Raw genomic sequence first — 14,953 nt, forward strand, 5'->3', positions numbered from 1 at the left:
GAGGGGAAAGCGCCGATGAGTGCTTCTTCCGATGACGGCCTCGCCGGTTTCGGCTACAAACAGGAACTCGAAAGAACGCTCGGCAATTTCCACACCTTCGCCGCCGGGATCAGCTACATCTCGATCCTGACCGGAACCTTCCAGCTGTTCTACTTCGGCTTCAGTTTCGGCGGGCCCGCCTACTGGTGGTCGTGGCCGATGGTGTTCGTCGGCCAGCTGATGGTGGCGTTGTCGTTCGCCGAACTGGCCGCGCACTATCCCGTCGCCGGGTCGATCTACAACTGGTCGAAACGGCTCGGCAGCCCGCACGTGGCCTGGCTGGCCGGCTGGATGATGCTGACCGCCTCGATCGTCAGCATCGCCGCGGTCGCGCTGGCCTACCAGATCACCCTCCCGCAGATCTCGTCGTTCTTCTCGTTCTCCGGCGACAGCGCGGTGAACGCGGTCATCCTCGGCACCGTCCTGATCCTGTTCACCACGCTGGTGAACGCCTGGGGCGTCAAACTGATGGCGCGGATCAACAGCGCCGGGGTGTTCATCGAACTGATCGCCGCGGTCCTGCTGATCATCGCGCTCGCGGTGAACATCACCCGGGGCCCCGAGGTCGTCATGCAGACCAACGACACCGGCGCGGACCAGCCGTGGGGTTACTTCGGCGCGTTCCTGGTCGCCTCGCTCGCGTCGACGTACGTCATGTACGGCTTCGACACCGCCAGCTCGCTCGGCGAAGAGTCCCACGACCCGCGCAAGAACGCGCCCAAGGCGATCCTGCGCGCGCTGATCGCGTCGTTCGTCATCGGCGGGCTGATCCTGCTGCTGGCGCTGATGGCCGTCGGCGACATCAACAACCCGGAGATCGCGACGGGCGGCCTGCAGTTCATCGTGAAGGACGTCCTAGGCGGCACGATCGGCTCGATCTTCCTGCTGGCGGTCGTCATCGCCATCACGGTGTGCAACCTGGCCGTGCAGTCGGCGGCGATCCGGATGATGTTCGCGATGGGCCGCGACAACAACCTGCCCGCCGGAAAGCATCTGGCGCGGGTTTCGCCGAAGACCAAGACCCCCGTGGTCCCCGCGATCGTCTCCGGCGTCATCGCGGTGCTGATCCTGGTGGTCAACGTCGGCCAGCCGCAGATCTTCACGGTGATCACCAGCATCGGCATCATCATGATCTACCTGGCGTATCTGCTGGTCACCATCCCGATGCTGGTCAAACGGCTGCGCGGGCAATGGCCGCCGCCGAAGGCGGAGGGGACCAAGTACTTCTCCCTCGGCAAACTGGGCCTGCCGGTCAACATCCTCGGCGTGCTGTGGGGCAGCGCGATCGTGGTGAACCTGGCGTGGCCGCGACGCGAGGTCTACAACGCCACCGAGCCCTACCACTGGTACCTCGAATGGGGGGCCGTGCTGTTCGTCGGCGCGGTGGCGATCGTCGGTTTCGCGTACTACTGGTTCGTTCTGCGGCACAAGAGCGGCGTCCTCGCCGATCACGCCGCGGCGGCACATCCCGAGGAGGCAGCACAGTGACCGGAGAGTTCGACTACATCGTCGTCGGCGGCGGGACGGCGGGTTCGGTGGTCGCGGCGAGACTCTCGGAGGATCCGGACGTCACCGTGGCGCTGCTGGAAGCGGGACCGTCCGATGTGGACGATCCGGCGGTGCTGGAACTGACGAAGTGGATGGCCCTGCTGGAATCGGGCTACGACTGGGACTACCTGGTCGAGCCGCAGGAGTCCGGCAACTCCTTCCTGCGCCACGCCCGCGCGCGAGTGCTCGGCGGTTGCTCGTCGCACAACTCGTGCATCGCGTTCTGGGCACCGGCGGAAGACCTCGACGAATGGTCCTCGCTCGGCCTGCCCGGCTGGTCCGCGAAGGACATCTTCCCGCTGTACAAACGTCTTGAGACCAACGACGGCCCCGGTGACCACCACGGCCGCTCGGGCCCGGTGACCATCCGCTCGGTGCCGCCGAACGATCCGACCGGCGTCGCGCTGCTCCAGGCGTGTGAGCAGGCCGGGATCCCCAGGGTGGAATTCAACTCCGGCAAGACCGTGACGCACGGCGCGAACTGGTTCCAGATCAACGCGCGCGAAGACGGCACACGGTCGTCGGCCTCGGTGTCCTATCTGCACCCGATCATCGGAAAGCGGCCGAACCTGGAGATCATCACCGGCGCCCGGGTCCGGCGCCTGCTGTTCGACGGCAAACGCTGCACCGGCGCGGAATACCTGGCCGACGACCTGATCCACGGTGTTCCTCTGCGGGCGCGACGCGAGGTCATCCTGTCCTCCGGCGCCATCGACACCCCGAAACTCCTGATGCTGTCGGGAATCGGCCCTGCTTCGCACTTGCGCGAAGTCGGCGTGGACGTCTTGGTGGACTCCCCCGGCGTCGGCGAGAACCTGCAGGATCACCCCGAGGGCGTCATCCAGTGGGACGCGCTGCAACCGATGACCACCGAGTCCACACAATGGTGGGAGATCGGCATCTTCACCACCACGGAGGACGGTCTCGACCGGCCGGACCTGATGTTCCACTACGGCTCCGTGCCGTTCGACCTGAACACGCTCCGGCAGGGCTACCCCACCACGGAGAACGGCTTCTGCCTGACCCCGAACGTCACCCGGTCCCGGTCGACCGGCACCGTGCGGCTGCGCAGCCGCGACTACCGGGACAAGCCAAAGGTGGACCCGCGGTACTTCACCGACGAGCACGACATGCGCGTGATGACCTACGGCATCAAACTGGCACGCAAGATCGCCGAACAACCGGCACTCGACGAGTGGGCCGGAACGGAACTGGCGCCGGGCAAGGACGTCAAGACCGACGACGAGATCGCCGACTACCTGCGCAAGACGCACAACACGGTCTATCACCCTTCGTGCACCGCGAAAATGGGCGGCGACGACGACCCGTCGGCCGTGCTGGACGCCCGGCTGCGGGTGCGCGGCGTCGAGGGCCTGCGGGTCGCCGACGGTTCGGCGATGCCGTTCCTCGTCGCGGTGAATCCGTGCATCACGACCATGGCGATCGGCGAAAAGTGCGCGGACATGGTGAAGGAGGACGCGCGCTCCTGAGTCGCGGCCTTCTATTGGCTTTGACTTCGGTTTCAGCTTTGCCGAGGCGGCATATTGCCGTTGGCCCGAGCTGCGGGCTCGTCGAGGTGGGGCGGATCCTACTGGGATTCGCCCCGCGCCGGCGGGGAACGACCTCGTGGGTTTCGGTGGCATCCGGCACGTCCGGCTGCCAGAGCCACACCGACCGCACTGGCACTAGCGCCGCAGACATGCCCTGAAAGCATTCACATCAGCTCCAGGATGGAGACCAGGTGGGGTGTCGCCATTTTTCGGCTATGGAGTTCTCGTCCCGATATCACAGGAGGGGAACCGTAAGTCGGAGGCTTGGGGTCTCCGGCCACAACAGCCATATCGGTCGCACTGGCGCTGCTGGAAAGGCGCCCTCGAACTATTCACTTCAGCTCGAACCTGGAGAGCAGATGGGCTGTCACCGTTTTCCGGCGACGGAATTCCCTCCCTGTGTTGCAGAAGAGACCCGCCTGCCCGCGAACCCGGCACCTCACCAACCGCCAAAGACACACCAACCACGCTGCACGACAGAAACCCTGCCGAAGCCGTCGCCGCCGACCGGTAACGAAGTACATCAGTCAGCCACGAACCGGCACGAATCCACGCGCACCACGACTGCCGCCACTATCCGGCAACGAGACTTCTGCCCTCGCGCTGCACAAAGACCTGCCCGCCCGCGAAACCGGCACCTTTCCAGTCGTCGAAGCCCGGCCCTAGCCGTCGCCGGTTCCCGGCAATAAGCCTCAGAACGGTGGTGGTTCCTCGCCGGGCGGGGTGTGTGTGCGGGGTTCGTGGAGAGGTGGCGGTGCGCTGTCGTAGCTGTTCCCGGTCGGGGTGGTGACCGTCAACGTGCCGTCAGCCGCGAGCCGGTAGGTCCAGCCGGGTTCGTCTTTGAGCCGGTGATCGCGGCGGCAGAGATCGACCAACTCGTCGGCGTTGGTGTGGCCGCCGTACTGCCACGGCACCACATGATCCAGATCGCACGCCTGCGCGGGACGCCCGCACCCCGGTCTTCGACACTCACGATCCCGCACCCGCACAAACTCACCCAACCCCGCCGTAGGCCGATACCGACCCCGCCCCAAATCCAGCACCTGCCCCGACAACGGATCACTGATGATCCGCCGCAACACCGCGTCCGACCCCGTCGCGATCTGCCGCGCCAACCCCGCCGGAACATGCCCATGCCCAGCCAACTCCGCCGGATCATCGTTGAGCCCGAGATAAGTGAACAGGTCCATGTACAGGAACACCTCCGCACGTTCACTCGTCCCGCCCTGCCCACCCAGCAGCAGATCAAGCGCGACATCCGCACGGAGCTGATCCAACGTCCGGGTCTCCCCACCCCTCCGCAAAGCACGGGCCTCACGATCGATCCGCCGGTAAGCAGCGGTCACCTTCTCCACGGGCCCGCCGTCGACTTCGATCCACGCCACACCCGTCTCACCCTGCCGCACAGTGAGCCGACGCCCTTCCCGATGATGCGCGGTACGTTTGCCCGCACCGTCACGGTCGACGGCGATCGCCGCATGGCTGGCCGCTTTCCGGATCTGATCGGCATTCTTGTCCGGCAACCGATCCTCCAACACAGCATCCGCGGCCCGCGCGTTCTCATCCGAGAGCCACGCCGTCGCGGCGGCGACCATCAACGCACCGAAACCACACACCTTCCCCTGATCCATCAAACCCAGGGTGCGCGGCAGACGCGTCGCCAACGCCTCCGCCGCGGAGACCATCGCACCCGCGTGATTGTCCACAAGAGACAACTCGACCGCGACCTCCTGCACCACACTCCCCGCACCCCCACGATGCCGACTCAACTGCGCCAACGCCCGAAACCGCACCACCTCCAACCGCGCGATCCCCACCGACACCGCCTGTGCCACCGCCACCGAATCCTTGGCATCCAACGAATCCACAGACGCATTGACCAACCCCACCAGGCCAGGGTCGGTGAGTTCTTCGAGAAACGCCACAACGGCGACCTGAGTATCCACGCCAAGAACCGTACAACCGGCCACCGACAATTTGCGATCACGCGAAAACTGTGAGGCGTTACCGTTTTTCGGCAACGGGGAACGCGAGTCGTTTCTCTTGAGTGGTAAGCAATCCTGGCCTTCAGGGAAGGGAATCCTTGACGACGGCCGGGGTACCACTTCTGCCGGTCATCTGCTCCAACGCCCACGCTCGCCCGAACTCGGCCAACGCGGGCCCCGACCAGCAAGCGGAGACACTGACCCCTTTCCACAGCAACATCTTCGGCCCGTTGAGGGTGCCGTGACTGACCTGCACCTGAACGGCGCCCTCAGCCCAGGCGAAGACGAAGTGTGCGTACATGAACATCCACGCCTGTCTGCCCAGCAGGTCCCGGACGAGCACCGGCCCCTCGGAGGGATACGGCGCCGTGTAAATGACTTGTTTCCGGCCATTCCGGTAAGTGATTTCCTGCGCCGTCACTCCAGGCGGCAACATCGAAGGAAGCAACTCTTCAGTCCTCCACGATGGTGATCGTGCCGTGCCCATCGCAGCCGACACAGCCTTTTCCGTCGCAATCACCGCATACCGAAGTAAGATAGTCCATGATTCGGTTCAACACCCCTCGGAAAGTGTCCGAAGCACCCGCTACCCCGTGAACACGAAATTCAAGTTAGCGAGCGCCCGGCACCCGGGCAAGGCAAACGAAGCCCTACCATTCCGACGGTCTACAAATGCGTCGTTATTGCAACAACGCAACGCATTCGACGTGCTGAGTCATCGGGAACGCGTCGAAAGCACGAAGATCGCTCAAGCCGTAGCCGTGCTCCGCGAACAGCGCGATGTCCCGGGCCAGCGCCGCCGGGTCACAGGCCACGTAGACGATCCGGTCCGGCGAACCCTCCACAATGGACTCGACGACGGCTTTGCCCGCACCCTTGCGCGGCGGGTCGAGGACGACGACGTCGACGGGTTTCGGGGCGTCCGCCAGGAGATGCTCGACCCGGCCGGAACGCCAGCGGATCTGCGGGAGGTCGGCGAGGTTCTCCTCACCGTCGGCGACGGCGCGGCGGCCGGATTCCACGGCCAGCACGCGTCCACCGGGGCCTACCTGCTCGGCCAGCACCGAGGCGAAGAGGCCGACGCCGGCGTAGAGGTCCCAGGCCACGCCGTCGCGCGGCGCGTCGGCCCATTCCGCGACGACGGCGGCGAGGGTGTCCGCGGCGGCCGGGTGGACCTGCCAGAAGCCGTGGGCGTCCAGCCGCCAGTCGCGACCGGCGGCGTGCTGGACGGCGAGTCCGCCCGTCAGCTGCCGGGACCGGGCCTTGCCGTGGACCGTCGACAGGTCGCGAAGGTGAACCTTGCCGTCGCCGTCCTTGGTGACCTCGATTTCCGAGCCGGGCCGCCACTTCCGCGAGACCACGTCGTCGAGCGCGCCGGGGACGGTGATCGGGCAGTCGTCGATGGGGATCACGCGGTGGCTGTGGTTCGCCCGGAAGCCCGCGCGGCCGTCCTTGCCCGCCACGAGGCGGACGCGGCTGCGCCAGTCCAGCATGCCGCCCTCGAGTGCTTCGACGACGACCTCGCGTTCGATCCCTGCCAGCCTCTTCAGCTGCTCCGCGACCACGGTGGCCTTGAGTTCACGCTGATAGCCGGGCGCGGCGTGCTGCCAGTCGCAGCCGCCGCACGCCCCCGGCGCCGCGAGCGGGCACGGCGGCTCCACGCGTTCCGGCGACGCCTCCAATACTTCGATCGCGTCGGCGCGGCAGAACGAGCCGCCCTTGTCGTCGGTGATCGAGGCCAGTACTCGTTCGCCGGGCAGCGCGTGCCGCACGAACACGACCCGCCCCTCCGCCCGCGCGACGCAGTGCCCGCCGTGCGCGACCGCGCCGACCTCCAGCTCGATCGTCCGCCCGAGCCACGTACCGGTCGACGCGTCAACACTCATTCTGCTTTGTCCTTAGTCTTTTCAGTCTTTTCGGTCTGCTTGTTGACCACGGGGGAGAATCCGCGCCGCACGTCGCCCGCCGCGGGACGCACCTTCCGGGCGCGTTTGATCGCCTTTTCCGACGAGGCGAGCTGCCAAGGCACACTGGTCACCATGACACCGGGCTGGAACAGGAGCCGTCCCTTGAGCCGCAGCGCGCTCTGGTTGTGCAGGACCTGCTCCCACCAGTGCCCGACCACGTATTCGGGAATGAACACGGTCACCACGTTGCGCGGATTGTCACCGCGGACGCGCTTCACGTAATCCAGCACCGGTTTCGTGATCTCCCGATACGGCGACTCGATCACCTTCAGCGGCACTTTGAAATTGTGGTCGTCCCATTCTTGGACGAGTTTGCGCGTTTCGAGGTCGTCGACGTTCACCGTGACGGCTTCGAGGACGTCGGGGCGCACGGCCTTGGCGTAGGAAAGCGCGCGCAAGGTCGGCAGGTGCAGTTTCGAGATCAGCACGATGGCGTGATTACGGGAAGGCAGGACGACCGGCTTGCGGTCCATCTCCCTCAGTTCCTCGGCGACCCGGTCGTAGTGCCTCCGGATCGCGGTCATCAGGATGTAGATCGCCACCATCGCCGCGATCGCGATCCAGGCGCCGAGCAGGAATTTCGTGATCAGCACGATGACCAGCACGGTGCCGGTCATGGTGAGGCCGATCGCGTTGACCGTCTGCGATCGGCGCATCCGCCGCCGCGCCGTGGGGTCGGTCTCCCTGGCCAGCAACCGGTTCCAGTGCCGGAGCATGCCCGCCTGGCTGATCGTGAACGAGACGAACACGCCCACGATGTAGAGCTGGATGAGCTTCGTGACCTCGGCGTCGAACGCGATGATCAGCACCAGCGCGAACGCCGCGAGGAACAGGATGCCGTTGGAGAAGGCCAGCCTGTCGCCCCGGGTGTGCAGCTGGCGCGGCAGGTACCGGTCCTGGGCGAGGATCGAGCCCAGCACCGGGAAGCCGTTGAACGCGGTGTTCGCGGCCAGCAGCAGGATGAGGCCGGTGGCGAAGGAGATGTAGTAGAACGCCGGCGTGAAGTCGGAGAACACCGCCTGCGCGATCTGCGCGACGATCGTCTTCTGCTCGTAACCCGGCGGAGTACCGGTGAGCTGGGTTTCCGGATGCTCGGCGAATTTGACGTCGGTGACGATCGCCAGCGTGATGATGCCGACCAGCATCGTCACCGCGAGCACGCCCATCATCAGCAGGGTGGTCGCCGCGTTCTTGGATTTCGGCTTCTGGAACGCCGGGACCCCGTTGCTGATCGCCTCGACCCCGGTCAGCGCCGCCGCGCCGGAGGAGAACGTCCGCAGCAGGAGGAAGAAGAACGCGAAACCGGTCAAAGAGGCTTCTTCGTGCAATTCGAAAGAGGAACTCTCGGCCCGCATGTCGGCGCCGGAGGCCGTTTCGATCAGCCCCCAGATCACCATGCCGAGAATACCGATGATGAACCCGTAGACCGGAATGGCGAAGGTTTTGCCCGATTCGCGCACTCCGCGAAGATTCAACGCGGTGAGCACCACCACGATGACGACCGCGACGATCACCTTGTGCTGCGCGACCCACGGGACGGCCGAGCCGATGTTCGCCACCCCGGACGACGTCGACACCGCCACCGTGAGCACGTAGTCCACCAGCAGCGCGCTGGCCACGGTGAGCCCGAATTTGCCGCCGAGGTTGGTATTGGCGACTTCGTAGTCACCGCCGCCGCTGGGATAGGCGTGCACGTTCTGCCGATAGGAGGCGACCACGACCAGCATGACGACCGCGACGGCGACCCCGATCCAGGGCGCGAACGCGTACGCGGACAGTCCGGCGACACTGAGGGTCAGAAAGATTTCCTCAGGCGCGTAGGCGACGCTCGACAACGCGTCGGACGCGAAAATCGGCAGCGCGATGCGCTTCGGCAGGAGCGTATGCGAGAGGCGGTCACTCCGGAATGGACGTCCGAGGACGAGCCGCTTCACCACGGTCGGGAACTTCGACACCACGAAAGACTAACGGGCGGTGCTCACGGTAGGTTCGGCGCTGGTGTGTCTGGGTACCTGCGGACGGGTGAACGTCCGAAAATTAAGGAGGCAGGGCGTGCACGTGGTGATCATGGGATGCGGCCGGGTCGGCGCATCCCTGGCCGCGGCGCTTGAGCGGTTGGGGCACGAAGTCGCCATCATCGACAAGACCCAGCAGGCGTTCCGGCGGCTCGGCAGTGATTTCCACGGTCAGCAGGTGGTCGGCGTCGGATTCGACCGGCAGGTGCTGATCGAGGCCGGGATCGAACGCGCGGGCGCCTTCGCGGCGGTGTCCAGCGGCGACAACTCCAACATCATCTCGGCGCGGGTGGCCAGGGAGAACTTCGGCATCGACAAGGTCGTCGCCAGGATCTACGACCACAAGCGCGCGGCGGTCTACGAGCGACTGGGCATCCCGACCGTGGCGACCGTCCCGTGGACGACCGACCGGTTCCTTCGCAGCCTGCTGCCCGACGGCGTCGCCTCGGCGTGGCGAGACCCCTCCGGCAGTGTGGCGCTCCTGCAGCTGCCGCTGCACGAGGGCTGGGTCGGGCGCAGCGTGCGCGAACTGCAGGACACGACCGGCGCGCGGGTCGCGTTCATCATGCGGTTCGGCACCGGCGTGCTGCCCGATGCCAAGGCCGTGATCCAGGCCGACGACGTCGTGTACGTCGCCGCGAAGTCGGGCACCGTCAGCGACGTGACCAGCGTCGCCGCTCGCGAACCGGAAGAGGAGAACTGATGCGGGTCGCGATTGCCGGGGCGGGCGCGGTGGGCCGGTCGATCGCTGCGGAGCTGATCGACGGACGGCACCAGGTGATGCTCATCGAGCGCGAAGCCGACCAGTTCGAGCCGCACACCGTCGAGCAGGCGGACTGGGTGCTGGGCGACGCGTGCGAGGTGTCGATCCTCGAGGAATCCGGCATCGAACAGTGCGACGTCGTGATCGCCGCGACCGGCGACGACAAGGCGAACCTGGTGGTCTCGCTGCTGGCGAAGACCGAGTTCGCGGTGCGCCGGGTGGTGGCGCGGGTGAACAACCCGGCCAACGAATGGCTGTTCAACGACGCCTGGGGCGTCGACGTCGCCGTGTCGACACCGCGAATGCTCGCGGCGATGGTCGAGGAGGCGGTGAGCGTCGGCGATCTGGTGCGGCTGATGACGTTCCGGCAGAGCCAGGCGAACCTGGTCGAACTCACCCTCCCGGAGGAGACTCCCCTGGCGGGCAAGGCGGTCAGCGAGATCAACCTGCCGCGGGACGCGGCGCTGGTGACCATCCTGCGCGGGGACCGGGTGATCGTGCCGCAGCCGGAGGACCCACTGGAGCCGGGTGACGAGCTGCTGTTCGTGGCGACCTCGGACGTGGAACCGGAGATCCGGACCGCGCTGGGGTACTGAACGGGCCTGTCATGGTCCCCTCAAGTGCTATGAAAGGTCCCTTCCTTGCGAAATTTGCAAGGAAGGGACCTTTCATAGCACGCGGGGCTTGACGGGAAAGGTCAGTTCTCCACGCCGGGCGCCTGGGCGTACTTCTCCCGCAGCCGCGCCTCGATCTCGGCGTCGGTCTCCTCGGGAGGCGTCTCCTCGCTCAGTGCCTTGAGGTGCTTCTCCGACCGCCGCACCGCCCAGACGACGGTGAGCAGGCCGAGCGCGTAGAGCGGGTATCCCATCGCGATCTTCGCGAAGGCCAGCCAGCCGGTGTAGTCCTCGTCGTAGAGCCAGCGCTGCACGACGAACCGGGCACCGAAGATCAGCGCCATGGCGGCGGTCGCGATCGAATAGGAGATCAGCGACTTCTTGTCCTTGCGCCAGGCGTGGCCGTTGCCGTTGAGCGCGTTCCACACCACGCCGGCGAGCGGCCAGCGGACGACGATCGACAGCACGAAGACGCCGAAGTAGACCAGGCTCGTCCAGATCCCGAACAGGAAGAAGCCCTTGGCCGAACCGGTGCGGTAGGCGATGAACGCCGCGATCGCCACGCCGAAGAAGCCGGAGATGGCGGGCTGCAGCGGTTCCTTTCGCACGATCCGGAGCACCGTGATGGCCACCGCGCTGCCGACGGCCGCCCAGATGCCGACGGTCAGGCCGAAGATCGCGTTCGCGATCACGAACACGATGACCGGCAGTGAGGAGTAGAACAGCCCCGACAGCCCGCCCATCTGTTCCAGCAGGGTGGGCTGGGGCTTCTTGTCGTCGGTCTTCTGTTCGCCGCCGGCGGGTTCAGTCACGATACGGGATCAACTCACAGGGCTCTGAAGTTCGTAATAGGGGTTGTACAGCACCTTTTGACCGTCACGTTCGGCCATCCGGCCGCGCACCTTGATGGTTCGCCCGGGTTCGATTCCGGCGATCCGGCGGCGTCCGAGCCAGATTAGCGTCACACCCTGTGTGCCGTCGAACAGCTCGGCCTGCAGTGTCGCGGCCTCGTTGGTCGGGCAGAGCTCCACGCTGCGGAGCCTGCCGAGCACCGTCACCTCTTCGCCCGAACGGCAGTCGCAGGCGCGCTTCGCCCCGCCCGCCTCGGATTTTTCGGACAGATCGTCGGCGTCGAGATCCTCGACGTCGCTGGTCAGCTTGCGAACCAACCGGCTGAAGTAGCCGCCGTCTTTGGCGGACATAACGGTGCTCCTGTGCTCCGGGGCCCCCGACTCGAACGGCCCGTGCGTAATCCAGCGTAACTGTGTTCAGCCAGGGAAACCGGTTTGGGAGAGGATCGCAACGTGACCTCCGCTATTCCGCCTACGACGGCAGTAGTGCTCCCCGGTACCGGGTCCGACGAAGTGTTCGTCCGCGCCGTGTTCTCCGGCCCGCTGAGGGCACTCGGCATCCGGTTGCTCGCCCCGCCGCCACCATCGGGAGACCGGCTCGCGGACGGCTATCTCGAGGAGCTGGACCGGCTGGCCGACGCGCACGGGCCGCTGCTGGTCGGCGGCATCTCGTTCGGCGCGCATCTCGCCGCGGAGTGGGCCACCCGCGATTCCGGCCGCTGCACCGGCCTGCTGGCCGCTCTCCCGGCCTGGAACGGCCCGGCCGGGCAAGCACCCGCGTCGCTCGCCGCGCGGCTCTCAGCGGATCTGGTGGCCGAAAACGGGGTCGACGGCGCGCTGGCGAAATCGGCCGACGGCGTCCCGGAGTGGCTTTCGGCGGAACTCGGCCGGGCGTGGCGCCGTCACGGCGACGGACTCGCGGCGAGCCTGCGGACGGCGGCGTCCCGGGCCGCCCCGGAACTCGCCGGCTTGAAGGGCCTCGACGTGCCCGCCGGGATCGGCGCGTGTGTGGACGATCCCATCCATCCGGTGGCGGTGGCGCGGGAGTGGGCGGACGCCCTGCCGCGCGCCGAGGTCGGCGAGTCGACGCTCACCGCCCTCGGCGCGGACCGGGAATCCCTCGGCCGGGCGACCGTGCTGGCCTGGCTGAAGGCCTGCCGCTAACCCTGCTGCTGCTCGGCGATGTGCTGCGCGACCGCGTCGGGCAATGTGATGGTCAGCGGAGTGCGGACCGGCATCGGCGCGTCACCGCGGTCGACGATGGTGTGCCGCACGATCTCGCGCAGTACCGCGGGCGCCTGCGACGCCTGTGACTGCGGGCCGGCGATGACGCCGCGGAGCATCCAGCGCGGCCCGTCGACCCCGACGAAGCGCAAGGCCACGTCACCGACGATCGCGGACAGCTCCAGCCCCCACTCCCCCATGCCGACCGAGACCTTGGCGCCGTCGGCGCGCAGCTGCTCGGTGAGCTCGGTGCTGACGTCCTTCCACAGGCCGCCCGACCGGGGCGCCGCGTAGCCGCTGACGGTGATCTGGCCCTGTTCGGTGACGACGTGCACCGCGCGGACACCGCCGCTGTCCGGATCCATTTCGACCTGGACCTGGGAACCGTCGGGCACCGGGACCTTCACCGAACCGAGATCGATCCTCGGGATGCCGTCCTCGGGCGCGTCCGCGATGTCGAAAGGACCGTCGTCGGTCTCCGACAGCTGCGGCTCGATCTCCTCGGCATCGCCGTCGTCGACGTCGCCGGGACGGTCCCCGACCTCGGGCGCGGCGTGCCGTCCGCCGGGCTTCGCCGCGCGCTTGCGACCGAAAATCCCCACTAGTTCTCCGTTCCTTCCCTGGCTCCGGCTCCCAGTGTGGCGTGTCCGCCCGTGGAGCCATACCCTCCCTCGCCGCGCTCGGACGACTCGAGCTCGGCGACCTCTACGAACTCGGCCTGTTCGACCCGTTGCACGACCAGCTGCGCGATCCGGTCGCCGCGGGTGAGCACGACCTTCTCGGAGAGATCATGGTTGATCAGGCAGACGCGGATCTCACCGCGGTACCCGGAGTCGATCGTGCCGGGGGTGTTCACCACCGAGAGGCCGACTCTGGCCGCCAGGCCCGAGCGCGGGTGGACGAAGCCCGCGTACCCGGGTGGCAGGGCGATCGCGACCCCTGTCCCGACCACGCCGCGTTCGCCGGGCGCGAGCACGAGATCCGAGGTGGTGACGAGGTCGGCGCCCGCGTCGCCGGGGCGCGCGTAGGCGGGGAGAGGGACCGATGGATCGATCCGGGAAAGCAGTACCTGAACGGTGGACACGGGCGGCGAGACTACCCTGAACGCGTGGGTGAAAGCGTGAACACGGCCGAAGGCGGCGTCGTCAAGCATTCCGAGCGGCTCTACGTCCCGTGGTGGGGCTGGCCGTTGCCGCTGCTGGGTGGCGGGCTGCTGGCGGCGGAGATCGACATGGGTTACCCCGGGCTCCGCGGCTGGTTGCCATACGTGGTGCTGATCCCCGCGGTGATCGCGCTGATGATCTCACTCGGCCGGTCCCGGGTGAAGGTCACCGGCGGGGACGAGCCGGAACTGTGGCTCCGCGACGCCCACCTGCCGCTGAAGTTCGCGGGTGACGTCGAGGTCATCGACAAGGAAGAGAAGCGGAAGGCGCTCGGCCGCGACGCCGATCCCGCCGCCTTCGTGCTGCACCGGGGCTGGATCGGCCCGGTCGTGCGGGTCTGGCTCACCGACCCCGAAGACCCGACGCCGTACTGGCTGTTCAGCACCCGGCATCCGGAGAAGGTGGCCGAACTGCTCCGCCACCCCGTCAGCAAATCCTGACCAGGGGCCAACGGAAAGGGGGCCGACCTCGCGGCCGGCCCCCTTATTCCTGTTGAGAACCCCGAAACCCCTGTCGCGCCGTCCCCTGTGCCCGTAGGCTCAGGCGCAGTCGCGGCAGATGAGCCGTCCGCCACTCTCCTCCGCCAGCCTGCTGCGGTGATGCACCAGGAAGCAGACGGAGCAGGTGAACTCGTCGGCCTGCTTGGGCACGACCTTGACGGTCAGGTCCTCCCCGGAAAGTCCGGAGAGGTCCGCGCCCGGCAGCTCGAAGTTTTCGGCGGTCGCGTCCTCGTCGACGTCCACGACGCCGGACTGATTTTCGTTGCGCCGTGCCTTGAGCTCTTCCAACGAGTCTTCGGCCAGCTCGTCGGCTTCGCTGCGGCGCGGAGCGTCGTAGTCGGTCGCCATTTGTCCCTCACCCCTGCGATCAGCTTCGATGTCAGATGGCCCGGACCCGCGAGCGCGCGGCTCGTGGATCCTTCGTGCCGCTGGTTAACGTCCCAGCGCCCCTGTTTGTGCCCGGCTCGGCAGTGAGCGAGGTCTCTCTTTTGCGCCTCTTACTGCCGCCTGAGCCCGCGAAGGGTAGCTCACGCCGATACCGGCTCTGCAACGAGTCAGACATTGCCGCGAATACGTCACCCAACAGGGGGAACTCGCCCTCCGAGACGCCTGGCGTCCGAATGGGTTGCCCCCGCATCGGGAACCTCACCCTCGGGCCTGGTCGCTTGCCCGGAGTGGCCACCGCGTGGTGCTATCCGGAGGCCCGCGCCGCTCGCCTGCGCCTCAACGCATAG

15 protein-coding genes are annotated in these 14,953 nt (G+C 67.1%); 6 read left to right on the plus strand and 9 right to left on the minus strand.

Annotation, left to right across the window (positions count from 1 at the left end):
- Nucleotides 1-15 precede the first annotated feature (15 nt).
- On the plus strand, nucleotides 16-1,527 hold the full coding sequence (locus tag ACZ54P_RS36235; protein WP_465466129.1) for an APC family permease: 1,512 nt from the start codon (nucleotides 16-18) through the stop codon (nucleotides 1,525-1,527).
- On the plus strand, nucleotides 1,524-3,077 hold the full coding sequence (locus ACZ54P_RS36240; RefSeq protein WP_465466130.1) for a GMC family oxidoreductase: 1,554 nt from the start codon (nucleotides 1,524-1,526) through the stop codon (nucleotides 3,075-3,077). The genes ACZ54P_RS36235 and ACZ54P_RS36240 overlap by 4 nt, the downstream gene beginning before the upstream one ends.
- A 752-nt stretch (nucleotides 3,078-3,829) precedes the next feature.
- On the opposite strand, the gene ACZ54P_RS36245 is transcribed toward ACZ54P_RS36240, so the two are convergent.
- From ACZ54P_RS36245 to ACZ54P_RS36260, 4 genes are all read right to left on the minus strand, one after another.
- On the minus strand, nucleotides 3,830-5,062 hold the full coding sequence (locus ACZ54P_RS36245; protein ID WP_465466197.1) for an HNH endonuclease signature motif containing protein: 1,233 nt from the start codon (nucleotides 5,060-5,062) through the stop codon (nucleotides 3,830-3,832).
- Between the two features lie 142 nt (nucleotides 5,063-5,204).
- Nucleotides 5,205-5,465, minus strand: a complete 261-nt coding sequence (locus ACZ54P_RS36250) for a hypothetical protein (protein ID WP_465466131.1) — start codon at nucleotides 5,463-5,465, stop codon at nucleotides 5,205-5,207.
- Nucleotides 5,466-5,802: 337 nt separating this feature from the next.
- Entirely contained in the window at nucleotides 5,803-7,008 is a 1,206-nt protein-coding gene (locus tag ACZ54P_RS36255; protein ID WP_465466132.1) for a class I SAM-dependent RNA methyltransferase, read from the minus strand.
- The gene (locus ACZ54P_RS36260; protein WP_465466133.1) at nucleotides 7,005-9,044 is read right to left on the minus strand and encodes an APC family permease; all 2,040 of its coding nucleotides are present in this window, start codon (nucleotides 9,042-9,044) and stop codon (nucleotides 7,005-7,007) included. Before ACZ54P_RS36260 ends, ACZ54P_RS36255 begins: the two co-directional genes overlap by 4 nt.
- A gap of 97 nt (nucleotides 9,045-9,141) precedes the next feature.
- On the opposite strand from ACZ54P_RS36260, the gene ACZ54P_RS36265 reads away from it, so the two are divergent.
- Both ACZ54P_RS36265 and ACZ54P_RS36270 read left to right on the plus strand, forming a co-directional pair.
- Nucleotides 9,142-9,807 carry a potassium channel family protein gene (locus ACZ54P_RS36265; RefSeq protein ID WP_465466134.1) on the plus strand — a complete coding sequence of 222 codons (666 nt, stop codon included), beginning with the start codon at nucleotides 9,142-9,144 and terminating at the stop codon, nucleotides 9,805-9,807.
- The gene (locus tag ACZ54P_RS36270) at nucleotides 9,807-10,463 is read left to right on the plus strand and encodes a potassium channel family protein (RefSeq protein WP_007033567.1); all 657 of its coding nucleotides are present in this window, start codon (nucleotides 9,807-9,809) and stop codon (nucleotides 10,461-10,463) included. Before ACZ54P_RS36265 ends, ACZ54P_RS36270 begins: the two co-directional genes overlap by 1 nt.
- A 101-nt stretch (nucleotides 10,464-10,564) precedes the next feature.
- Here the strand turns inward: ACZ54P_RS36270 and ACZ54P_RS36275 are convergent, their stop codons facing one another.
- A complete protein-coding gene (locus ACZ54P_RS36275) occupies nucleotides 10,565-11,293 on the minus strand; it encodes a DUF3159 domain-containing protein (RefSeq protein WP_465466135.1) in 729 nt (242 codons plus the stop codon).
- Between the two features lie 9 nt (nucleotides 11,294-11,302).
- Nucleotides 11,303-11,683, minus strand: coding sequence for an OB-fold nucleic acid binding domain-containing protein (locus ACZ54P_RS36280; RefSeq protein ID WP_465466136.1), 381 nt, complete (start codon nucleotides 11,681-11,683; stop codon nucleotides 11,303-11,305).
- A 102-nt stretch (nucleotides 11,684-11,785) separates the two neighbouring features.
- Between ACZ54P_RS36280 and ACZ54P_RS36285 the strand changes: the two genes are divergently transcribed.
- A complete protein-coding gene (locus ACZ54P_RS36285; RefSeq protein ID WP_465466137.1) occupies nucleotides 11,786-12,496 on the plus strand; it encodes an alpha/beta fold hydrolase in 711 nt (236 codons plus the stop codon).
- Here ACZ54P_RS36285 and ACZ54P_RS36290 read toward each other — a convergent pair.
- Entirely contained in the window at nucleotides 12,493-13,158 is a 666-nt protein-coding gene (locus ACZ54P_RS36290; RefSeq protein WP_465466138.1) for a DUF3710 domain-containing protein, read from the minus strand. The two genes, ACZ54P_RS36285 and ACZ54P_RS36290, sit on opposite strands and share 4 nt — an antisense overlap.
- A complete protein-coding gene (dut, locus tag ACZ54P_RS36295) occupies nucleotides 13,158-13,640 on the minus strand; it encodes a dUTP diphosphatase (RefSeq protein WP_026467910.1) in 483 nt (160 codons plus the stop codon). Before dut ends, ACZ54P_RS36290 begins: the two co-directional genes overlap by 1 nt.
- A 24-nt stretch (nucleotides 13,641-13,664) precedes the next feature.
- On the opposite strand from dut, the gene ACZ54P_RS36300 reads away from it, so the two are divergent.
- Complete coding sequence (locus tag ACZ54P_RS36300; RefSeq protein WP_465466139.1) at nucleotides 13,665-14,159, plus strand: DUF3093 domain-containing protein; 495 nt, start codon at nucleotides 13,665-13,667, stop codon at nucleotides 14,157-14,159.
- A gap of 99 nt (nucleotides 14,160-14,258) precedes the next feature.
- Here ACZ54P_RS36300 and ACZ54P_RS36305 read toward each other — a convergent pair whose 3' ends face one another.
- Nucleotides 14,259-14,567, minus strand: coding sequence for a DUF4193 domain-containing protein (locus ACZ54P_RS36305; RefSeq protein ID WP_005164528.1), 309 nt, complete (start codon nucleotides 14,565-14,567; stop codon nucleotides 14,259-14,261).
- Nucleotides 14,568-14,953 lie beyond the last annotated feature (386 nt).

It is taken from the genome of Amycolatopsis sp. NPDC034160, assembly GCF_055575355.1.